The sequence below is a fragment of the Bacillus safensis FO-36b genome (assembly GCF_000691165.1).
GTDB classification, from domain to species: domain Bacteria; phylum Bacillota; class Bacilli; order Bacillales; family Bacillaceae; genus Bacillus; species Bacillus safensis.
In genome coordinates this window covers 147,003-169,603 of record NZ_ASJD01000002.1, presented here as the reverse complement: position 1 = coordinate 169,603, position 22,601 = coordinate 147,003, and the positions used below count along the sequence as shown (strand labels likewise).

Annotated in this window: 21 protein-coding genes; 19 read left to right on the top strand and 2 right to left on the bottom strand. The window is 44.1% G+C overall.

What is annotated here, in order from left to right:
- The 5 genes from opp1B to abc-f all read left to right on the top strand — a co-directional run bounded on the left by opp1B (nt 1) and on the right by abc-f (nt 5,260).
- On the top strand, nt 1–930 hold the full coding sequence (gene opp1B / locus BA81_RS05305; protein WP_034281013.1) for a nickel/cobalt ABC transporter permease: 930 nt from the start codon (nt 1–3) through the stop codon (nt 928–930).
- 5 nt (nt 931–935) lie between these two features.
- Nucleotides 936–1,823: a nickel/cobalt ABC transporter permease gene (gene opp1C, locus BA81_RS05300; protein ID WP_034281011.1), complete on the top strand. Its 888-nt coding sequence runs from the start codon at nt 936–938 to the stop codon at nt 1,821–1,823.
- Nucleotides 1,786–2,601 (top strand): ABC transporter ATP-binding protein, encoded by an 816-nt coding sequence (locus BA81_RS05295; protein WP_034281009.1) that lies wholly within the window; start codon nt 1,786–1,788, stop codon nt 2,599–2,601. Before opp1C ends, BA81_RS05295 begins: the two co-directional genes overlap by 38 nt.
- Complete coding sequence (locus BA81_RS05290) at nt 2,598–3,368, top strand: ABC transporter ATP-binding protein (protein ID WP_034281007.1); 771 nt, start codon at nt 2,598–2,600, stop codon at nt 3,366–3,368. The genes BA81_RS05295 and BA81_RS05290 overlap by 4 nt, the downstream gene beginning before the upstream one ends.
- A gap of 332 nt (nt 3,369–3,700) precedes the next feature.
- On the top strand, nt 3,701–5,260 hold the full coding sequence (gene abc-f, locus BA81_RS05285) for a ribosomal protection-like ABC-F family protein (RefSeq protein WP_193510701.1): 1,560 nt from the start codon (nt 3,701–3,703) through the stop codon (nt 5,258–5,260).
- Nucleotides 5,261–5,476: 216 nt separating this feature from the next.
- Here the strand turns inward: abc-f and BA81_RS05280 are convergent, their stop codons facing one another.
- The gene (locus BA81_RS05280; RefSeq protein ID WP_024426100.1) at nt 5,477–6,886 is read right to left on the bottom strand and encodes a polysaccharide deacetylase family protein; all 1,410 of its coding nucleotides are present in this window, start codon (nt 6,884–6,886) and stop codon (nt 5,477–5,479) included.
- Between the two features lie 323 nt (nt 6,887–7,209).
- Here BA81_RS05280 and BA81_RS05275 point away from each other — a divergent pair, with 323 nt between their 5' ends.
- The 4 genes from BA81_RS05275 to BA81_RS05260 all read left to right on the top strand — a co-directional run bounded on the left by BA81_RS05275 (nt 7,210) and on the right by BA81_RS05260 (nt 10,524).
- Nucleotides 7,210–8,238, top strand: a complete 1,029-nt coding sequence (locus BA81_RS05275; protein WP_193510687.1) for a FecCD family ABC transporter permease — start codon at nt 7,210–7,212, stop codon at nt 8,236–8,238.
- Nucleotides 8,235–9,236, top strand: coding sequence for a FecCD family ABC transporter permease (locus BA81_RS05270; RefSeq protein WP_034281002.1), 1,002 nt, complete (start codon nt 8,235–8,237; stop codon nt 9,234–9,236). Before BA81_RS05275 ends, BA81_RS05270 begins: the two co-directional genes overlap by 4 nt.
- Before the next feature lie 17 nt (nt 9,237–9,253).
- Nucleotides 9,254–10,156 carry an iron-hydroxamate ABC transporter substrate-binding protein gene (locus BA81_RS05265; protein ID WP_034281000.1) on the top strand — a complete coding sequence of 301 codons (903 nt, stop codon included), beginning with the start codon at nt 9,254–9,256 and terminating at the stop codon, nt 10,154–10,156.
- A 143-nt stretch (nt 10,157–10,299) separates the two neighbouring features.
- Nucleotides 10,300–10,524 (top strand): phage holin, encoded by a 225-nt coding sequence (locus tag BA81_RS05260; RefSeq protein ID WP_024423530.1) that lies wholly within the window; start codon nt 10,300–10,302, stop codon nt 10,522–10,524.
- An 86-nt stretch (nt 10,525–10,610) separates the two neighbouring features.
- On the opposite strand, the gene slrR is transcribed toward BA81_RS05260, so the two are convergent.
- The gene (slrR, locus tag BA81_RS05255) at nt 10,611–11,081 is read right to left on the bottom strand and encodes an HTH-type transcriptional regulator SlrR (RefSeq protein ID WP_034280998.1); all 471 of its coding nucleotides are present in this window, start codon (nt 11,079–11,081) and stop codon (nt 10,611–10,613) included.
- Nucleotides 11,082–11,338: 257 nt separating this feature from the next.
- On the opposite strand from slrR, the gene BA81_RS05250 reads away from it, so the two are divergent.
- The 10 genes from BA81_RS05250 to BA81_RS05205 all read left to right on the top strand — a co-directional run bounded on the left by BA81_RS05250 (nt 11,339) and on the right by BA81_RS05205 (nt 22,597).
- Nucleotides 11,339–12,070, top strand: coding sequence for a YveK family protein (locus tag BA81_RS05250; RefSeq protein WP_024423528.1), 732 nt, complete (start codon nt 11,339–11,341; stop codon nt 12,068–12,070).
- Complete coding sequence (locus tag BA81_RS05245; protein ID WP_024423527.1) at nt 12,060–12,743, top strand: CpsD/CapB family tyrosine-protein kinase; 684 nt, start codon at nt 12,060–12,062, stop codon at nt 12,741–12,743. Before BA81_RS05250 ends, BA81_RS05245 begins: the two co-directional genes overlap by 11 nt.
- A gap of 165 nt (nt 12,744–12,908) precedes the next feature.
- Entirely contained in the window at nt 12,909–14,783 is a 1,875-nt protein-coding gene (locus BA81_RS05240; protein WP_034280996.1) for a polysaccharide biosynthesis protein, read from the top strand.
- A complete protein-coding gene (locus BA81_RS05235) occupies nt 14,749–15,897 on the top strand; it encodes a glycosyltransferase family 4 protein (protein WP_034280994.1) in 1,149 nt (382 codons plus the stop codon). The genes BA81_RS05240 and BA81_RS05235 overlap by 35 nt, the downstream gene beginning before the upstream one ends.
- A complete protein-coding gene (epsE, locus tag BA81_RS05230) occupies nt 15,890–16,729 on the top strand; it encodes a glycosyltransferase EpsE (protein WP_034280992.1) in 840 nt (279 codons plus the stop codon). Before BA81_RS05235 ends, epsE begins: the two co-directional genes overlap by 8 nt.
- Nucleotides 16,722–17,852, top strand: coding sequence for a glycosyltransferase family 1 protein (locus tag BA81_RS05225; RefSeq protein ID WP_034280989.1), 1,131 nt, complete (start codon nt 16,722–16,724; stop codon nt 17,850–17,852). The genes epsE and BA81_RS05225 overlap by 8 nt, the downstream gene beginning before the upstream one ends.
- Before the next feature lie 14 nt (nt 17,853–17,866).
- Nucleotides 17,867–18,970, top strand: coding sequence for an EpsG family protein (locus BA81_RS05220; RefSeq protein ID WP_034280988.1), 1,104 nt, complete (start codon nt 17,867–17,869; stop codon nt 18,968–18,970).
- Between the two features lie 27 nt (nt 18,971–18,997).
- Nucleotides 18,998–20,020, top strand: coding sequence for a glycosyltransferase family 2 protein (locus tag BA81_RS05215; RefSeq protein ID WP_034280986.1), 1,023 nt, complete (start codon nt 18,998–19,000; stop codon nt 20,018–20,020).
- Nucleotides 20,021–20,031: 11 nt separating this feature from the next.
- Nucleotides 20,032–21,054 (top strand): polysaccharide pyruvyl transferase family protein, encoded by a 1,023-nt coding sequence (locus BA81_RS05210; protein ID WP_034281441.1) that lies wholly within the window; start codon nt 20,032–20,034, stop codon nt 21,052–21,054.
- Between the two features lie 28 nt (nt 21,055–21,082).
- Nucleotides 21,083–22,597 carry an MATE family efflux transporter gene (locus BA81_RS05205; RefSeq protein WP_034280984.1) on the top strand — a complete coding sequence of 505 codons (1,515 nt, stop codon included), beginning with the start codon at nt 21,083–21,085 and terminating at the stop codon, nt 22,595–22,597.
- Nucleotides 22,598–22,601 lie beyond the last annotated feature (4 nt).

Below are 22,601 nucleotides of genomic sequence, written 5' to 3'. Positions count from 1 at the left end.
ATGACTCGCTATCTCTTAAAACGAATAATGATGCTTTTCCCGCTTATGATCTTCATCACCTTCTTTGCTTTTGTACTGCTGACGATGCGGGCAAGTGATCCAGCAGAGGTCGCTTTGCGGGTGAATCAAGTCACTCCAACAGAAGAAATGATTGAATCGATGCGGCAGGAGTTAGGCTTAGACCAGCCATTTTTCATCCGATATGCGACATGGCTTAAAAATGGATTAACAGGTGATTTTGGCAGGAGCTATGTCACGCAGGAGCCCGTTTTTGATCTTATCATGGAGGCGCTGCCTGCGACATTGCAGCTTGCAGGAGCAGCGCTCTTTTTTATCATAGTGCTCAGTTTATTGTTCGGGGGGATCTGTGCATATGCTGCTCACACTTGGGTGGACCGTTTATTGAGAGCCTTTGTGTTTATCGCCGCTTCAATGCCTAGTTTTTGGCTGGGAATTTTGTTGATTTGGCTTTTTTCTGTCAAATTCAATTGGGTTAATACGAGTGGAATGGAAGGGTTCAAATCGATTCTTCTTCCAGCTGTCACATTATCATTAGGCTACTTATCGACCTATGTGAGACTCATACGTAATCAAATTCTAAAATTTCAGCACGAGCCCTTTGTTTTTTATGCAAGAGCACGTGGTTTAAAGGAACGAACCGTTCAACTGAAAGTCATGAGGCATGCCCTGCAATTAGCGGTAACAGCACTTGGCATGTCTATTCCAAAGCTCATTGCGGGAACCGTCATTATTGAGAACCTTTTTGCTTGGCCAGGGGTTGGCCGGTTGTGTGTAACGGCTATTTTCCATGCTGACTTCCCTATTATTCAAGCCTATTTGTTTGTGATGGGGTTCCTGTTTGTTATGTGCAATCTCATCGCTGATATGATGCAAATGACCATGAATCCGCAATTGCGAAAGGAGGTATGACAACAATGATAGGGTGGCATCAATTAAGAAAAGACCGTATGGCGATTCTTTCAATCTGGCTGTTAGCGCTTGTCGCATTAGCTGGACTGTTTGCTCCAATGTTAGCACCACATGACCCAACAAATACGAACATTCTTCAAAAATATGCCGGTATCAGTCTTACTTACCCACTCGGAACGGATCATCTGGGGAGATGTGTATTATCGCGGCTTTTATATGGCATTCGGACAACAATGCTTGCGGCTATGCTGACGATGTGTATCACGATGCTCATTGGCAGCGCACTTGGACTCATGGCAGGCTTCTTTCGAGGAAAGGTGGATGGGGTTTTGATGAGGCTGTGTGATGTCATGCTGTCCTTTCCAGCAGAGGTGATGATTCTTGCGGTTGTGGGAATACTCGGACCTGGACTATTCAATATTATTTTGGCCAATGTCCTAGCGAAATGGGCCTGGTATACAAGAATGATTCGGTCGTCTGTCCTTCAATATGCGAATGAACCTTCTGTTCAATTTGCAAAGGTGACAGGCGGCAAACCCCTTTACATATTGAGGAGACATCTATTTCCTCGCATCTCAGGAGAAATGGCTGTTTTTGCGACACTTGATGCGGGCTGGGTGATCTTAAATATATCAGCACTGTCTTTTCTTGGATTAGGTGTGAGTGCACCTACACCAGAATGGGGCATGATGCTCAACGAGGCGAAGAATGTCATGGTGACACATCCAGCTCATATGCTTGCGCCTGGACTTGCCATCTTGTTTGTGGTCATGGCGTTGAGCTTTTTAGGAGACAGCCTTCAGCATGCCGCGAATCCTGCCATGCATCATACCAGAAAGAAAGGGGTGAGGCCATTTGCCTTTAATCGCCGTAAAAAATCTGTCCGTACATGATCCACAGCAGCAAAAGAATATAGTGACGAATATCACATTTTCTTTACATCAACAACGCTGTTTAGCCATCATTGGGGAAAGTGGCAGTGGAAAATCAACTGTCGCCAAAGCGTTAATTGATCTTGTCGCTCCTTCGCTAGAAGTGGAAGGAACGATCATTTTTGACGGCAAAACATTAACAAATCAAGAAGCGCATCAATGGCGGGGGAAACGAATAGGTTTCATCTCACAGGATGTCATGAATGCATTCAACCCTATCGAAACGATTGGTCATCAAATGGTGGAAACATTTCAGCAGCATTTGGGCTTACGAGGGAAAGAAGGGAAAGCACATGCTATGGCTGGGCTTACACGTGTCCATTTAAAAAATCCATATGATTTGATGAAAAAATATCCGTATGAACTGTCTGGAGGAATGCTTCAGCGTGTGATGATTGGCATCACGATGATGCTTTCTCCAGATGTGATCATTGCAGACGAGCCAACTGCATCACTTGATGCCTTTAATCGGCGTGAAGTCATCAGACAATTACACAGTTTAAAGGAAGAAACGGGTGTTACCTTAATCGTCATAACGCATGATCTAGGCATCGTTCAGGAAATCGCTGATGAATTGATGGTTATGCACCAAGGAGTAATGCTTGAGCATGGGTCAGCCAAGGAAGTGTTCACATCACCCGAGCATCCCCAAACAAAGCATTTACTTGAGACGAGGCTTCGATTATCTGCCCCTACTGAAGCACTGCGGCAGCAGAAGAGAGTGGAGGCGTTTCCATGATGATCACAGCTATCGATCTAGTCAAACACGGTGAGAAGAAAGGTCTTTTTTCAAATCAAAGGAAATCAAAAGACCGCATATCAAATGTTTCGTTTCAAATCGAAAAAGGACAATGTGCCGGATTAGTCGGTGAGAGCGGCAGTGGCAAAAGTACATTGGCACGTATCCTGCTCGGTTTAGAAAAAATAGATGGAGGAGAGGTACAGATTGATGGTATGACAGCTGACAAATGGCGGAGGGTGAATCGGGGGAAAATGAGTGTTGTCTTTCAAGATTATCTATCTTCTGTTCACCCTTCCTTTACCGTGAAAGAGATCATAGCAGAACCGATGCGTTTGTTAAAGCAGAATCAGAATCTGGATCAGAAGGTTTTGTCATTACTTGAGCAAGTCAGACTGCCCTCGTCTGTACTGAATCAATATGCTCATCAGCTAAGCGGTGGTCAGCTCCAGCGAGTGTGCATCGCACGAGCCATATCGACGCATCCAGCCATTCTCATACTAGATGAAGTCTTGAACTCACTGGATGTCTCTGTTCAAGTACAAATATTGGAGCTGCTTGAGACATTAAAACAAGAGCTAGACATGACCATGCTTCTCATTACTCATGATGTAGAAGCAGCGGTGTATCTATGTGACCGCCTCCTATTTTTACATGAAGGAAGCCTAGTGGAAGAATGCAAAAAGGACGAACTGTTTGAAGTGTCCCATCCATTTACACTCCAGTTAATTGACTCACTTATGCCATTTCAGCTTGACAAAAAATAACCAATCTTTTATCGTATATGTAACAAACGACGGAAGGGTGACCCAATGCAATGAAGTACTAATCCTATGACCTGTAAGCAAAATGAACGAACGAAGGCAGTGAGCAAACGATCCGTTTGCCATGTTTGCTGCGTTTTCATTTTTTAGCTTCGGAATAGGATGGTACAGCTTGGGAATCAAAAAATGAAGTGATTGATACGCGGGATGTGTGTGTTCAAATAGGAACAGCCCTCCATACTGGATCAATCCGCTTATTTTTGTACACCATTTTGCCTCCTATTCTGAGAATGGGAGGCTTTTTCATGTCTCCTGATATGAAAGGAGAGGATTGGATGTTATTAAAAGCCAATCAGTTAAAGGTATTTCGAAAAGATCGCTTGTTATTTGATATTGAGGAGCTCGCCATCCATCAAGGTGATCGCATTGGTCTTGTAGGGACAAATGGCAGCGGAAAAACGACTTTATTGCATGTGCTGGCGGGGCAGGAAACACCAGACAGCGGCACGGTTGCCGCCACAGCGGTCTGTACGCTGCTTCCTCAATTGAAACAAGGAGACGGCAGACAGAGTGGCGGTGAAATGACCCAGACTTATATTGAAAGAGCATTAAGCCGGCCGTCTGCTCTTTTATTAGCAGATGAACCGACCACTCATTTGGATACGGAGCATATTGAGTGGCTGGAAGATAAGCTGCGTCATTATCAAGGAGCTCTCATTGTTGTTTCACATGATCGTGCTTTTTTAGATGCAATATGTACGGAGATTTGGGAGCTGGATCATGGGAAGCTTCATCATTACAAAGGCAATTACACACATTTTGCACAGCAAAAAGAGCTGGCACATCGTCAGCAGGTGGAAGCGTATGAAGCCTATACACAAAAGAAAAAACAGTTAGAGCATGCACTGGAAAAGAAAAAGAAAAAGGCGGACAAAGCGACAAAGCCCTCCCAAAAGGTGAAATCCTCAGGGCCTAAAATTGCAAAGCCCTACTATGCAAATAAGCAAAAAAAGCTGCAAAAAACAGCCAAATCCATTGAAACAAGGATGGAGAAATTAGAAAAGGTGGAGAAGGTAAAGGACATTCAGCCGATTCAAATGTCTCAGCATACGATGAAGGAAGTAGCAAGCCGTACCATTTTGCGAGTGGAAAATGTAGATGGCAAGGCGGGCGATAAAGTGCTTTGGAAGCAGGCGAATGTGGAAGTGAGGGGCGGAGACAAGGTTGCCATTATCGGAAAGAACGGGAGCGGAAAAACGACATTTCTCCGCATGTTAGTGAATGGACACCCCGGAGTTACTCGTTCAGAGGCTGTCAAGCTAGCCTATTTTCGTCAGGATCTTTCAGGACTGAAGGCAGATGAATCGATTTTACAAAATGCGCTCAAAGAGGCGGTTCAAGATGAGACAGTGGTTCGAACGGTTTTGGCGAGACTAGGATTTAGAGGGGATGATGTGCACAAGCCTGTTGAGGTATTAAGCGGGGGAGAACGGGTGAAGACGATGCTTGCGTCCTTACTCGTCAGTGATGCCAATGTTCTCATGCTGGATGAACCGACGAACTTTTTAGATCTGGCGGCAGTTGAAGCACTTGAAGGTCTATTGAAGGATTACCCTGGTACCGTTGTGTTTGTTTCCCACGATCGCAGGCTGATTGAGGAGGTTGCCACTCGTATTTTCCATATTCACGAGGAACGTATTGAAGCTTTTGACGGCACATATGAAGCCTATAAACAAAAGGAAGAAAAACCAGCTGTGACAAATCGAGAAGAGGAGCTTCTGTTAATTGATATGCAGCTGTCTGAAGTGCTCAGCCGTTTAAGTATTGAGCCGTCGCAAGAGCTTGAAGAGGCATTTCAAGCATTATTGAAACAAAAAAAGTCTTTGGAGTCATAAAAGAAAACCCCTGTTTACTCTACAGGGGTTTCAGCGCGCGGACAAACCCTCGCATTCTTTGTCAGTCCTGCGTGCCGGTGCTCACGAATGTACAATTCGCTCCGCTCCAGTACTCGTCCTTCCTAGACTTCAAAGGTTTTCCATCACGCTGAAAAGAAGACAAAGGGCTAAAATAAAGATCATTTTAGCCCTTTGTCAACAATCTGAGACCCCTGTTTACTCTACAGGGGTTTGTTCATGTCGTTCTTTTTTTAATTGTTCAAGTTCACTCACTGTGACGAGCTGGTAGCCTTGTTTGGTGAGTTCATGGATGATCTTTACGGCTGCTTGGGCTGAGCTTTCATAAATATCGTGCATTAACACTGTTCTGCCATCGGCTGCATGTGAGAGAACGCGGTTTGTGATCTGCTGGCTGTTGCGGATTTTCCAATCCTCAGGATCAACATCCCACAAAGTGACCTTCATCCCAATTGCATGATTGATATCTTGATTTGTACCGCCATATGGCGGTCTAAAGTGCGTAGGTGTATATCCGCTCGCTTTCTCAATCAGCTGCTGGGTGTCCTTCACTTGTTTCACCGCTTCATCTAAAGACAGTCTTGTTAATAAAGGGTGATTGTAGGAATGGTTTCCGATCTCATTCCCGCCTTTTAAAATATCGGCAAGCATTCCAGGATAATATTGCACCCTGCTGCCCAATACGAAAAAGGTGGCATGTCCTTTATTTTTCTTCAGCGCATCTAAAATTTTTGTGGTTGTCGCTGGATTCGGTCCATCATCAAATGTGAGTGCGATGGCTTTTTTATTCGGGTCAAGCTTTGATTTTTGCGGCAGCTTGACGGCTTTTCTTTTTGGATTCGGTTCTTTCATTTCATTTTTATTTTTGAGTTTATCCATATATTCTGGCTTTAATATGTCCTTCAGCAATGTCTTTTTGATTGCGAGTGTTTGCGGACCAAGATCCTCTGCGGCTACTTGAGATGCAGGGAAATAAAATTCTACATATTTGTCTTTCAAGGCAAATTGACTGAAGTTTTGAGCATCAGGGGCTGTCCCTTTCTGAAGGAGAGGCTGATCCTTAGATAAGGTTTTGTCCTTCCGAAGCTCTGTATATGTAATATAGGATAATTTCTTTAAATAATTGGTTTTAGGCAGAAATAAATCTTTGGTGTCAAGAAAGGCTTTTTTCTGAAAATCAAAGTTAATCGTGAGATGATTGGTGGTTCCATTTTGCTGGCCAGTATACGTATAGGTCGTAAAGCGAATGGCAGCAGACTGCTTCGCATAATGCACCATTTCATAATCAATATTCAGTTCATAGCGTTTATTTTCATCAATATCCTTTGCTTCACTGAATGTTTTTTTGAAATGCTCTAATGCTGAATTGGCATAGCTTTGAATCTTGTCATCTAGCTCTTTTTGATGAAAAAGAGGATAGTTGACTGCATATCTCATAAATTTCCCGTCATTTACGAGAGTGACAATTTCTACGTCTTTATAGTTCGTATCCTGCTTTACATTTTTCTTCTCTGTACCGCTTGCTTGTTGATTTTGAAAGAAAGCAACTGCTCCAATGACGACTGCAAGCGCAAATAGGACGATACTCCATTTTCCCTTTACTGACACAACTTTCAAATCTCCTCTCATGACGGGTCATTCTTTATTAGTTTGACATCTGTTTGTAATATTTTTATAACATTTGACTTACTTTTGTAATTTTAGGGGATATTCATGCGAACTGTCAACTATTTTCCTATTAAACTATGAGAAAAAATGATAGGCCGTACTGAGCGGCAAAAAGAACCTCCCACCTCGATGCTCCGCACATACCTTCATTAATTAAAAAAAGGGGTGTACATTGATTTTTTAGAGGCTGACGGCTATAATTTTGTTGATTATGATTCTCATTTTCAAACTGACTTTTAATGAAGAAAAGGATGACACCGATTTTGCAGGATAAGCGAAAACCTCAACAAAAACGATCATCACATATTCTGTTCTTTTTGATATTTTTTCTCGCCGTCATTGGTTTAGCGGCTGCCATGTTTTTTGCTGTGTCATACGGTGCAAAAACATTGTCTCTGCAAACGGTTTGGACAGCTGTATTTGACTACCAGTCAAATGTCACAGAGCAGCAGATCATCCATGAATTAAGACTTCCACGTGTTTTAGGGGCAGCTCTAGTGGGAGCGGCGTTTGCCGTAGCGGGTGCTCTTATGCAGGGCATCACAAGAAATCCACTGGCAGATGCGGGGATTTTGGGCATTAATGGCGGTGCGATGTTTGTGGTCGCTCTCTGTTTTGCTTTTTTCCCAGGAATGCCTTATTCAGCACTGATGTTTTTTTCCTTTAATGGTGCTGTGCTCAGTACGCTGCTGATCTTTGCGATTGGAGCGGCTGGCGGCGTATTGACACCGCTGCGCCTCACTGTAGCAGGAGCGGTTGTAGCTGCATTGCTTCATGCGCTCAGCTCTGGGATCGCGATTTATTTTGACCTGAGTCAGGATCTGGCTTTTTGGTATGCAGGCGGGGTAGCTGGTGTGAAATGGCCGCAGCTGACGATTCTCGCCCCGGTTATTCTGATTGTGATCGTATGGGCCATGCTATTAGGCCGGTCACTTTCCTTACTATCGCTCGGTGAAGATACAGCGGCAAATTTAGGGGTGAAAACACGACAAGTGCGAATACTAGGAATGGCCGCTGCTGTGTTATTAGCAGGAGTTTCTGTATCAGCAGTTGGATCGATTGGGTTTGTCGGTCTCGTCATCCCGCATATTGCACGAAAGCTTGTTGGTGTAGACTATCGTTTCGTCATTCCAATGTCAGCGATATTAGGCGCCATGCTGCTTGTCTTTGCAGACCTTGCCAGCCGTACAGTCAATCCGCCAAGAGAGCTTGCCATTGGCGTGATGGTGGCACTTGTTGGTGTTCCTTTCTTCTTATACATTGCCAGAAAAGAAGGGAGGAACCTGTCATGAGAGAGAAACAGCGTGCTCTTGTCGTGACAGTCGTTTTGCTTTGCCTGAGTGCGGCTGTTGTGCTGTATAGTTTAAATACCGGTACGCTGAAACTAAACCCTGTCATGGTCGTCAAGACGTTATTTGGCTTTGGAGATTTTCAAAGTGAAACGGTGCTGTTTGACTATCGTCTGCCTCGAATTGTGGTGACGATGTTAGCTGGTATTGGTCTTGGCATTGCTGGCGGCATTTTGCAGAGCTTATCCCGTAACCCGCTGGCCGATCCTGGGATAATTGGACTGAATGCAGGGGCGGCATTTGGCTTAATTGTGTTTGTGACATATTTTCACGCACTTGAAGGCAATCCGTCTCTTCTTATTCCGCTCTTTACGTTTGGCGGCGGACTGCTCGCGGCAGCGGTCATCGTGCTTCTTGCATATGACCGGCATGAAGGGCTTGTTCCTATCCGGCTGATCTTAGTTGGCATTGCGATTGCTGCGGGATTTAGTGCACTCACCTTATATTTGTCATTGAAGCTGGATGAAGATACATATACGTTTGCTTCAAGATGGCTTGTGGGCAATGTATGGGGGAGAGACTGGATTCATGTGCTGGCGCTTCTGCCTTGGATTGTATGCCTTGTGCCGCTTACGCTGATGCAGTCAAACACGCTCAATGCATTGACATTAGGAGATGCTGTCGCCTCAAGTGTAGGTGTACGTGTCCAGCGTAAACGTCTCCTTTTGCTGACCTTAGCGGTAGGCCTCGCGAGTGCAAGTGTTTCAATGACAGGCGGTATTGGCTTTATAGGCCTCGTCGCCCCGCATTTGGCTAGACGGCTTGTCGGTTCATTGCATCAGTATTTTTTACCAGTTAGTGCGCTGCTTGGCTTGTTGATTTTGGTCAGTGCCGATACAATCGGACGTTCCATCTTTGCTCCAAATGCGATACCGGCGGGTGTGGTCGTGGCCTTTATCGGTGCCCCATATTTTCTTTATTTATTAACTAAAACGAAATAAACACGAAAGAGGAACTCATCATGAAAAAATTACTAGTGTTTGGATTAACGCTCTGTTTCTTGCTGCTTGCCGCTTGCGGCGGACAACAGGAAACAAAGAATACAACAAATGAAAAGACCAATGGAACACCAAAGATTGCTTCCTTGTCTATTCATTTAACAAATGACTTATTAGCACTAGGTATCAAGCCGGCGGGCTCTGTTGTAGGAGGAGACTTAAAAGATTTCCTTCCACATGCGAAAAAGCAGCTGAGTCAGACGAAGAAGCTCGGCATTGCAGCCGATCCAGATATGGAATCACTGCTTGCGTTACAACCAGATGTCATTTATGTTGATGAAGAATTAGCCGGACAAGACTTATCGAAATATAAAAAGATCGCTAAAACAGAAGTGTTTAATTTAAATGATGGCACATGGCGGGATCATTTGAAAAAAATCGCCAAACACGTCAATAAAGAAAAAGAAGCGGATCAATATATTAAGAATTACAATCAAGAAGCAAAAGAAGTCAAATCGCTCATCAAGAAAAAGATTGGAAACGGGAAAGTCATGGCGATCCGTGTGACAGCAAAGGAGCTTCGTGTATTTAGCATGAAGCGCCCAATGGGTCCTATTTTATACGAGGATTTAGGCCTAACACCTGTCGATGGTGTGAAAAAGCTGGACAGCAAGCGCCCATTTGAAGTGATTTCTCAAGAGGTTCTTCCTGATTATGATGCTGATGCGATCTTTGTCGTTGTCAACCGTGATGATAAAGCGCAGCAGGCATTCAAGCAATTAGAAAAGACTCCGATTTGGAAGGGTCTAAAAGCAGTGAAGAAAAACCAAGTCTATCCGATTGCCGATCAGCCGTGGCTCGATTATTCAGCTCTAGGCAATAAAATGGCATTGGATGAAGCAAAAGAGATGTTTTCTAAATAATAGCAAATGAAATCAGGCATCATTCCGCATATAGGAATGATGTCTCTTTTTTTGATTCGTTCTTCTATTCATTCGGCGGCTGCATACATATGAGAGAGAACAAGCAATACCGCCCGTAAGAAGAGGAAAGGGAGGGGTTACAGTTGGAGGTTCAAAAAATTAGTGCAGGTACAATTGCAAGGCTTGTGCTGCTTTTACTGGCGCTTGTTAACAGTGCGCTAACCGCTGCGGGAAAAAGCCCAATTCCTATTGATGAAGAAGGCGTTCAGCAATTTATCACGCTGGCTTTTCTGGGAATTACATCACTATGGGCCTATTGGAAAAACAATGATATAACGAAAAAAGCACGAACAAAAAAAGAAGAATAAAAGAAAAAAGAGCCTTTCATGAATCAAAGGCTCTTTTTCATCGAAGCGTCAAACGCCTCTCCCCGCAATCATTCTTCCTGAAAGGCTTACGCCCGGCGTTCTCCCATGTTGTTGAGGAAAGCTTTTACTTCCTCAATGCTTAAACCAATTGCCTTCGCTTCACTCATTAGACGCTTCCACTCTGCGATATTTGAATCGGTCAGCTTTCTATGGGTGACATGTAACGACTTTTCTTCCTGCTCCTTTCGGTACGTTTGGAGCAGCTGATAGAGCTCTTCTTTAGGCATGCCTGATTGGACGGCACTCACAATATGCTCCCGCCATTCGTGTTCACTACCCTCAGCGTAATGAAACATCATCGTCTCTGCATCAAACAGCTCTTGTAAATCAATCTCTAATGAAGAGGATACCTTTTTTAAGAACTGGACAGATGGATTTCTGTGGACACCACGCTCAATTTTGCTCAAATATGACTTAGAGACATGAGCATCCTCAGCCAGCTGCTGAATCGAGTATCCTTTTCTCTTTCGGTAAATGCGTATCACCTTGCCTATCATTCGATCAATGATCTCCCTTCTCCCCGGCGAATAGTTCTGCGACCTTTTCGTTCATTATAAGAAATAAATTGTTCTTTATAAAATTCAAAAACGTAAGAATCAGGAAGTAAACAAAAGAAAACGAACGATTTCGTTCTTTAAAAAGAACTATAAGACCTATTATGACATTTTTCTTTGCGGGTATTATCTTTTATAATCCAATCATTAACAAAAAGAAACCATATATAACCTTTTTATGATGAAATCGGGAGGTATCCATGAATGAGAATATAGGTTTTAAGCAGCTGTTTTCTGTCATTAAAGAGAAAATGGCCCTTCTGATCCTGATTGTCCTGATCGTAACGGGCATTTCAGCCTATTATCAGTTCTATGTCTCGACTCCTGTATATCAGGCAACCACTCAAATTCTTGTTCATAAACGCAGCAATGACGCACAAGCAGATTTAAACGATATTCAGATGAACCTTCAATATACACGTACCTTTCAAGTTTTATTAAAAAGCCCAATCGTCATTGAAAAAGTAAAAGAAACACTCCATCTCACAGAATCAGCAGAAGGACTAAAACACAAAATTGCCACAAGTACAGAAAATGAGTCTGAGGTCATCAATATTTCTGTACAAGATGAGGATCGCGCGAAGGCAGTCGCCATTGCGAATACCGCAACAGAGGTGCTGCAAGAAGAAATCAAAAAAACAATGAATATGGATCGCATTAATGTTTTGTCTGAAGCCAAGCTGTCCAACACGATTCTGATGAATTCAAGGAAATTCGTTCATATCGTTCTGGCACTAGGCGCCTCTTTATTAGGAGGCATGACACTCATTTTCTTAATGAATTTACTCGATGATACTGTAAAACGAACACATCAAATAAGAGAAGAGATCGGATTGCCGTCGCTTGGCAGTGTCTATCAGATGCAGGCAGACAGGAGGGCCAAAAAAGACAAGCAGTCCGTCATAACGGGAGGACAGAACATTGATCTTTAAGAGGAAGAAAAGAGAAAAGAGAGATTTATCCTGTATTTCTGTATTAAATCCTCACTCTGTCATTGCGGAACAATTCCGTACGATCCGAACAAACATCGAATTCACATCGATCCAAACAAGGCTGAAATCGATATTAGTGACCTCCTCCTTACCGAAGGAAGGGAAATCATTTACGGCTGCAAACTTAGCAGCTGTTTTTGCACAGCAGAACAAGCGGGTGCTGCTCATGGACGCTGATTTGCGAAAGCCGGCCGTCCATGAATATTTTGACCTGAGTCATCATACCGGTTTGACGAATGTGCTATTAAATAATTGCAGCTTGGAAGAAGCCATTTTACCGACACCGATTGAGCATTTAGAGCTGCTTCCGAGTGGAACCATTCCGCCGAATCCAGCTGAGCTGCTCTCCTCTTCTGTGATGAAGCAGCTCTTTTATGAGATTGAACAGCAATATGACATGGTGATTGTTGATTCCACGCCGCTTCTGCCAGTTGCAGATGCAAAGATCTTGGCCAACCGTACGGATGGGAGCATTCTCGTTGTCTTAAGCGGCAAAACAAAGATTGCTGCTGTGAAGAAATCAAAAGAAGTATTAGAAGGAACAACAAGTAAACTGCTTGGAGCTATGCTAAATGGCAAGAAAGAGAAAAAGGGCAGGCTGTATATGTATTAAAAAGATTGATAGGTGATGTCTCCTAATCTTTAACAATGGAGGCACTCGATCCTGCTGTGGGCATAACCGGTGCCTTAGATGCTCGTCATCAGTAGTGGGATGTGAGGACGGGTTTGATGCCCATGTTACGTAAGAATAGTGATGCTTTAAAAAGGGGGAGGAGCGTTGACTTACGCCCAAAGATTATCAATCATCGTAGCACTAGATTCATATCTCATCTTAGTTGCCGTCTTTTTTGGTTTTCAATTTGTCCAAGAGGCGGCTTTAACCGTTTATACATTTGAAATGCTCGCCATTTCTTCACTCAGTCTGCTCATTGGGCACCATATATTTGCCTGCATGTTTCATGTGTACAAGCAAGTATGGGCTTATACAGGAGTAAGAGAGTTATTTTCTTTAATGAAGACCTTTGTGTGTTCTTTTTTATTTTCGATGACGATGCTGTACCTTTTCGTGCAGACATGGCCATTTCGGTTTTTATTCATCGTGTGGCTTTTTCATATCTTATTCATCGGTGCATCTCGTATGGCCTCTAGGCTATTTCATGACGGGGCAAAACGGCTTCAGGCAGAAAAAGAGCGGGCATTAATTATTGGCGCCGGATCAGCGGGGACCATGCTCGTTCGTCAGCTTCAGCAATCGAGTGATGTACATATTGAGCCAGTCGCCTTCATCGATGATGACAAGACGAAACATCGGCTTGAAATTATGGGTCTGCCTGTCATAGGAGGAAAAGAACAAATTCAAACAGCTGTCGTCATGATGGATATTCAGAAGATCATCATCGCCATTCCGTCCAAAAGCAGCCACACCTTAAAAGGGCTGTATAAGGAATGTGTCGCGACCGGAGTCAAAACACAGATCATGCCGGAAATGGAGCAGATTTTAAAAGGAACCCATGCGCTGAATCAATTACGGGATGTACAGCCAGAGGATTTACTAGGGAGAGAACCGATTCAATTAGATACGAGCCGTCTATCTGCTCATTTAAAGGGAAAAACAATCATGGTCACAGGGGCAGGCGGATCAATTGGATCAGAAATCTGCCGTCAAATTTGTGTGTTTGCTCCTCAAGCGATTGTACTTGTGGGACATGGAGAATTTAGCATTCATTCTATTTTACTAGAGCTGAAAGAATTATATGGAGGCAGCATCAGACTCTATCCACAAATTGCGGATATTCAAGATAAACAGAAAATGAGTGAAATCGTTGGTCAATTTCAGCCGGATATGATTTATCATGCTGCGGCACATAAGCATGTTCCGCTCATGGAGATCAGTCCGAAAGAAGCCGTGAAAAACAATATTATCGGGACAAAAAATGTCGCAGAAGCCGCACACGAGCACGGCATTGAAACATTCGTCCTCATCTCATCTGACAAAGCGGTCAACCCTGCTAATGTGATGGGAGCTACTAAGCGGTTTGCTGAAATGCTGATCATGCAAATGGGGGCAAGCAGTGAAACAAAATTTGTCGCCGTTCGATTTGGAAATGTACTCGGAAGCAGAGGGAGCGTCATCCCTATTTTTAAGAAACAAATCGAGCAAGGCGGGCCGGTGACGGTCACGCACCCAGCCATGACAAGATATTTTATGACCATCCCAGAAGCATCAAGGCTTGTGATTCAGGCAGGTGCACTGGCAGAAGGAAGACAGATTTTTGTTTTAGATATGGGGGAGCCAGTGAAAATCGTGGACCTCGCAGAAAACCTCATTCACCTCTCAGGCTACACCACAGACCAGATTCCGATCACTTTCACAGGCATTCGTCCTGGAGAGAAAATGTACGAGGAATTACTCAACCAGCATGAAAAAGCACAGGAGCAAATCTTCCCGAAAATTCATATCGGCCATGCGCTGGATGGTGACCCATATGTGCTGAACCGCTTTATCCATGAATTTGACATGATGAGCGAAGAGCAAATGAGACAAGCATTATTTGCTGCCATTGAGTCACATGATATGTCGTCCGAACAGATGAAACGAGAGGAGGAGCCGCTTGTCAATGAAGAAAAAAGTCTTGTTTTGCGCAACGGTTGATTATCACTTTAAAGCCTTTCATCTTCCGTATTTCCGGTGGTTTCAGGAACAAGGATGGGAAGTGCATACAGCGGCAAACGGCCAGCTGAAGCTGCCCTATGTGAATCAAGCTCACTCAATTTCGATTCAGCGCTCTCCTTTTCATGTACGCAACCGGCTTGCGTATGTAGAACTGAAGAAGCTGTTAGCAAAAGAGCACTATGATTTCATCCATTGCCACACACCAATGGGAAGTGTCATTGGCAGGCTCGCAGCCAAAGGTACGCGCAAAAAAGGAACGAAGGTTCTTTACACGGCACATGGCTTTCACTTTTGGGAGGGGGCGCCGCTTCAAAACTGGCTGTTCTATTATCCAATAGAGAGATTTCTAGCCCGCTATACAGACGCTCTGATCACCATTAATGGAGAAGATTTTAAAAGAGCCGACCGTCTATCAAAAGAGCGGACATCTGTTTATTATGTGCCCGGTATGGGTGTGGATATGAAGCGGTTCGCACCTGTCGATGAAAAAGAGAAGCAGCGTCTTCGCGCAGCCTATGGCTTTCCCTCGGAAGATTTTATCGTGCTGTGTGCTGGCGAATTAAATAAGAATAAAAATCAAGGGATGCTCATCAAAGCATGTGCACAGCTGTCTAAGAAAATACCAAATATAAAAATCGTGTTTGCGGGGGAAGGGACAATGAGGCCGAACTATGAAAAGCTTACCCGCCAGCTCCATCTTGAAAAGCATATCCACTTTGCTGGGTTTTGCAAACAAATGGAGGAATGGATGCATATGAGCGATGTATGTGTTTCCACCAGCTTGAGAGAAGGGCTCGGCATGAACCTGCTTGAAGCGATGTCGGCAGAAAAACCTGTGATTGCAACGGAGAATAGAGGACATTGTGAGCTTGTCAAACATGGCGTCAATGGTTTTTTAGTTAAACCGCAAGATGTGAATAGTTTAGCTGATTACTTGCAGCAGCTCTACGACAAAAAAGATCAGCTGCCCCTCATGGGAAAAGCGGGACGCTCTATGGCTCATGCATTTGCACAGGAGCAGACGGTCAGTGCAATGGAAGAAATTTATACAATCTATATGGATCAAGCAGAGAAGGTGATACAGCATGCATAAACCAAAGGTGTCTATGATCATGGGCGTCTACAATTGCCAAGAAACAGTAGAAGAAAGCATTGAATCTATTCTTCATCAAACTTATGAAAACTGGGAGCTCATCATATGTGATGACGCATCAACAGATGGCACTTATGAGAAAGTGCTGTCTTATACAAAACGACATCCTGAAAGAATCCGCCTGATCCGCAATAAACAAAATCAAAGACTCGCTGCCAGTCTCAATCGCTGCCTGGCTGAAGCGAGGGGAGAGTTGATTGCAAGGCAGGATGGCGACGACATTTCTGTGCCTGTTCGTTTAGAAAAACAGGTTCATTTCCTCGATACATATCCTGAATATGATGTGGTTGGTACGGCGATGACAGTTTTTGATGAATCGGGAACAAAGGGTGTACGGGCACTTGTTTCAGAGCCCGATCGGAAGGTGATGGCAAGAGGGACTCCTTTTTGTCATGGGACCATTATGATGAGGGCTTCTGCTTACAAGGCTTTACATGGATATCGCTCTGTGAAAACAACAAGGCGGATGGAAGATATCGATCTTTGGATCCGCTTTTTTGCTGCTGGGAGAAAAGGCTTTAATTTACAAGAGCCGTTATATCTGGTGAGAGAGGATGATGCGGCTTTTCAGCGGCGGAAGTTTCGATATTCGATAGATAATGCCTGGCTCGTTTTGAAAGCATGCTGGCTATTAAAGCTGTCGCCGCTTGACTATTTATTTGCTCTAAAGCCGGTGGTCCGTGCCTTCTTGTCACCGAAGATCATGAAGCTTTATCATCGCCGGAAGCTGGCGTCGTCTATGCTGAAGAGGAGGGCGGTTCGGGATGAGTGAGCCAAAGCGCGTGCTTCATATTGTGGGCGGGATGAACCGCGGCGGAGCTGAAACGATGATTATGAACATTTATCGTGCACTCGACAGGAATGTCCTTCAATTTGATTTCATTACCCACCGGCAGGACGTCTGTGATTATGATGAGGAAATTCGCCGGCTTGGGGGACGCATCTTTTACGTCCCAAGTATTGGGGCGTCCTCTCCGGTTGCTTTTGTGAAAACATTGACCAAGACAATTAGGCAAACAGGGCCCTATCAGGCAGTGCATGCACATACGGATTTTCAGACAGGCTTCTCCGCACTTGCTGCCAAACTAGCGGGGGTGAAGGTGCGCATTTGCCATTCACATAATACAGCGTGGAAGCCGTCGCCAAACTGGCTGGATCATATGATGCTCAAAGGGTTTCGCCAGCTGATCTTTACATTCTCTACACAGCTTGTTGCATGCGGCGAGGATGCCGGTGTCTTTTTATTTGGACAGAAAAAAATGCAGAACGGGCAGGTTGAGGTGCTGCCAAATGGGATTGATTTATCCCTTTTTTTTCAGCCCAATCCAGAAGAAAAGGCGGAGATCAAAAAGCACCTCCATCTTCGCGAAAAAAACATGGTCATTGGTCATATTGGACGGTTCCATGAGCAAAAAAATCATGTTTTTTTTATAGAGCTGGCACAGACCTTAAAGAAGCAAGGAGTTTCATTTCAGCTTGTCCTCGTAGGGGATGGACCGCTGAAGCAAGTAGTCGAATCGTATGCGGAGAAGGCAGGCTTGATGGATGACGTTGTCTTTACAGGCGTCGTATCAGACGTTCCGCAGTATATGAAAGCATTTGATGTATTTGTGATGCCTTCCTTGTTTGAAGGTCTTCCGCTTGTATTAGTGGAAGCCCAGGCGTCTGGTCTGCCTTGTGTGATTTCAGATCATATTACAGAGGAAGTAGATTTAGGCTGCGGGCTTGTGAAAAGGAAGTCGCTGCGAGATTCCGCGCATGAATGGATGAAGGCGGTGCTTGAAGCATATCATGCAGAACCTCCTCTTCAAGAGACCATTACCTCTCAGCTTGAAAAAAGAGGATTTGATGTGAAACAGAATATTACACGTGTGATGAATCTATACGGACTGTAAGGAAGGAAGAGCAGATGGCGGTTTATTTGGTGAACATGATCATGGTCTATTTATGGTCGAGCTTTGCCGCATTCTACGGCAGGCGTGATGATACCATTCAAAGCGGATGGCGGCCTAATAAGCTTCTGGTGTTTTTTCCGTTTCTGTTTCTTTGTATCGTAGCTGGTATTCGGTATAAAGTAGGAACCGATTTTGTCACATATGGCCAGATGTATGAGTTCTCCATCAATTACGAAAAGCCTTGGCATATATTTGGATTCGGTGTGGATAAGGCCGCAACGGATCCAGGGTTTACGTTTATTTTATGGATGCTTAATCAACTGTCTCATGATCCGCAAATCATGTATATCTCAGTCGGAGCCATTACTTATTTTTTTATCATCAAGACGCTTATTCAATATGGCCGTCCATTTGAGCTGAGTATGCTGCTTTTTCTTGGGACCTTTCATTATTATGCGTCATTTAATGGCATGCGTCAGTATATGGTGGCAGCGATTCTTTTTTATGCCGTCCGGTTGGTGATCAATGGACAGTGGAAATTGTATTTTCCGCTCGTCCTTGTATGTTCATTGTTTCATTCATCCGCTCTCATCATGATTCCTGTGTATTTTATTGTGAGAACAAAGGCTTGGTCTTGGATGATGCTGGTCTTATGCCTGGTGTTCTTAGGCTTAACCGCTCTTTATGACCGTTTTGTCTCAGTGTTTGTCGTGATGCTGCAAGGCAGTTCATATGGTCATTACGAGGAATGGCTCACAACGAATACGAATGGAATGAATGTGACAAAAATCGGTGTCTTGATTTTGCCGCTTCTGCTTGCTTTTTTTTATCGAAAACGACTTCGTGAGCTGACGCCTGAGAGTGATTACATTGTGAATTTTTGTTTGCTTGGTTTCTTGTTTGGCATCCTTGCAACGAAGGATGTCATTTATGCAAGATTTCATATTTATTTTGGCTTGTATCAGCTCATTTTACTGCCATATTTCACACGCATTTTTGATCAGCGGTCTAATGTGTTTATGTATGTAGGGATTGCTGTTTGCTATATTCTGTACAGCATCATGCTGATGCCGTTTGATTCTTCGGTTTTGCCGTATAGAACGATATTTACAAAGTAGATTTGAAGAAAGGTGGGGCATGCTGTAATGCCAGCTATCAGTCTATTGGTCGCAGTTTACAATACGAGTCAATATGTGGAGCAATGTCTTCAATCAATTGCAGATCAAAGCTTTTCTGATATAGAAGTCATTCTTATCAATGATGGATCGACCGACCGCAGCGGTGAATGGCTTGAAGCATTTGCTGAGCGTGATGAGCGTTTCCGGGTAATCCATCAACCCAATCAAGGGTTAGGCGCTGTGAGAAACCGGGGCATCGAGGAAGCGAAGGGGACGTATCTCGCCTTTGTGGATTCAGATGATATTCTCGCTCCTCATTACTGTGAAGCTATGTATGAAAAAGCCGAAATGACCGGGGCAGATCTTATTGTGAGCGAGTATTGGATTCAATTTGAACAGTCAAAGCGAACGATAGGAACGACGCTGTTAGACAAGCGCTCAGCCGAAAAAACGGATTTAATCAAAGCGTTATTACACGGAGACTTGACTGGATTCTCATGGAATAAGCTGTATCGGCGTGCCTTTATGGAGGAACACCACATTCGATTTCCGCTGCGGGGTGAACTTGAGAACATTGAAGATCAATATGTGACGCTGCGCTGTTTTTCTTTATCACGCAGCATCGCTTTTGTTCATGAGCCCCTTTATTATTACAGGGTTCATCTGTCATCTATTGTGCAGCGATATCAGAAGCAGTATTTTCATCATGGACTGAGCTTTTATCATGCACAGCGCTCTTTTTTAAAAGAGCATGATGACATCTCTCTGTATGAGAAAGCATTAGACTTTTTTATCGTCAATCATACGCTTCATTGTATGCTCAACGAATGGAAGAGCCAAAATGATCTCTCTATTCAGGAAAAGCTTGATCACATGCGTGAAATGATCACACATGATGCTTTTCAGCATGCCGTCAAACAGGTGGAACTATCGAAGCTCACGGTTCGAAAGCGAATGATTTTATTTCTTGCTAAGTGCCGATTGGTTTATCCGCTTTCTGCCGCGGCTTCTAGCTATCAAAAATGGATCGAATATCAGACAAGGAAATAGGGGTGATGGGATTGACAGTGCAGCAATTGAAGGCAAAAACCGCAGAGTGGCTGCTTTTAAAGGTCAAATATCCGCTTGAGTATAGACTGAGCCGCCAAAGGCTGCCAGAGCTGAGTCATCAGAAGAAAATCATTCTCACGCTGCTGCCGGGCCATGATAATTTAGGGGATCATGCGATTGCCTATGCGAGTTATTATTTTTTAAAGAAACACTTTCCAGCCTATGACATCATAGAAGTGGACATGAAGGATATCTATCGCCTTGCCCGTCCGCTAAAGCGCAGCCGGCATCCAGAAGACATCGTCTGTATGATCGGCGGGGGCAATATGGGGGATTTATACCGGTACGAAGAATGGACGAGACAATTTATCATCAAGACCTTCAAGTCCTATCCCATGATCCAGCTGCCTGCTACTGTACATTTTACAGAAACAAAGAGAGGGAAACGAGAGGAGCGCCGCGCCATTTACACGTATAGTCAGCATCCAAGACTACTCCTCATGGCAAGAGATCAAACAACCTATGAATGGATGAAGCTTCATTTTCCTGATCAAGATGTGTGGAAACAGCCTGATATGGTGCTGTCATTAGACGAATCATCAAAGGATGAAACACGTGAAGGGGTTTTGCTTTGTCTGCGTGAGGATCAAGAAGCGTATCTCACAAAGAAGGAGCGCCAGCAGCTGCAGCAGCATATCCAAGAGACATATGATCAAGTCGGTTTAATCACAACGACAATTGGCAGACGAGTCGATCGAACGACTCGCTTGGAGGAGTTAACGTCTTTGTGGACGGAGTTAAAACAAGCGCAGGTCGTCGTGACAGATCGTCTGCATGGCATGATCTTTTGTGCGATCACTCATACACCGTGTGTTGTCCTTAGATCGTTTGATCATAAGGTGATGGAGGGATTTGAGTGGGTGGCTCACCTTCCGTTTATGACCCTTTTAAAAGAACCAAATGAGGCAGCTGTGAAAGAGGCCGTTCATCAGCTGATGAAAACAACCGGTCAAAAGGGAGAGGAAGCTGGATGAGGGCTCTTAAACGCTGCGTGAAAGCACAATGAATCGAGCGTTTCTTTACAATGCCAGTGCGAACTTAATCACGTTTGTCCTAATGATGCTTATGTCTGTATGTTTAACACCTTATATTGTTCATACGCTTGGGGTGGAAGCATTCGGCTTAATCCATCTGACACAAAATATGATCAACTATTTATCGGTCATTACGGCTTCGTTAAGTGCGGTTGTTGTGCGATTTTTTTCTGTAGCGGCTCATAAAGGAGAGATGGAGAAGGCGCAGCGCTATCTCGCTTCCTATTTCGTCAGTTCGTTTTTACTATCGATCAGTCTCTTTTTGTTTTGTCTTTTCATGTCTCAACAGCTGGTTGAATGGCTTCATGTACCTGTTCATCTCGCGAAAGACACACAGACCGCCTTTATTTTAGGGGGTCTTTTATTTATGCTCAATTTCGTCATGTCTGGCATTGGGTCTGCACCGTTTTATGCAAATAAGCTCTATGTATCAAGTGTTGGACAGGCGATTCAAATGTTTTTGAGGGCGCTGATGATTGTCATCCTGTTTACATGGACGACACCAGCCATTTGGCATATCCCGCTTGCGGCCGTCATTGGAAGCTTAGCGGCTATGGGAATCGGTATCTATTATTTTAAGAAACTCATCCCTTGGTTTTCGTTCAAGTGGCGGCACGTCTCATTATCGTCTAGTCTCACTCTTGTTCGATCAGGGGTCTGGCATTCATTTGAGCAAATGGGGATATTGTTGTTTTTACAAATTGATTTATTGATGACCAACTTGCTCATTGGAGCGGAAGCGACGGGCCAGTATGCGGCAATTTTACAGTTCCCATTATTATTACGCACACTGGCAGGGACACTGGCCGTTGTGTTTGCACCAACGATCACGAAATTTTATTCGAATCAGGACAAAGAGGGGCTCATTCAATATGCTGCAAACGCCATTAAGTGGAGCGGCTTATTTGTTGCGTTCCCAGCCGCACTTCTAGGAGGTCTCGCTGGTCCGCTTATGCTTTTATGGCTTGGGCCTGCCTTTGAAGAACTGAAATGGCTTCTTATGATTCATGCGGCTTATTTATGTTTGACCTTGATGTTTTTACCGCTCACATATGTGCCGACTGTGTTTAATCGATTGAAAATTCCTGCGGTTGTCACCCTTATATTAGGTGTCTCTAATGTGCTTTTTGCCTATGGATTGACTCATATGCTGCAGCTTGGTTTATATGGCATTGCATCAGCGGGGGCAATGGTTTTATTGATTAAAAATATTGTGTTTCTGCCATTTTATACAGCCAGGATCACGAATCAGAAACGCACTATCTTTTACAAGCATACTCTGGTTCCACTTGCTGGAGGGCTATTTATTTGGGGCATCTGTGCGGGGATTCAGGCGGTATATAACGTGACTTCATGGTGGGAGCTGTTTTGTATTGGCGGGCTTTGTTTCATTCTCTATATGGGCTACTTGTATCTGTTTGCAGGAACGAAACGAGAGCGGATGCAGCTGATGCGTAAGGTAAAACATGCGGTCTCCCGCTAATATG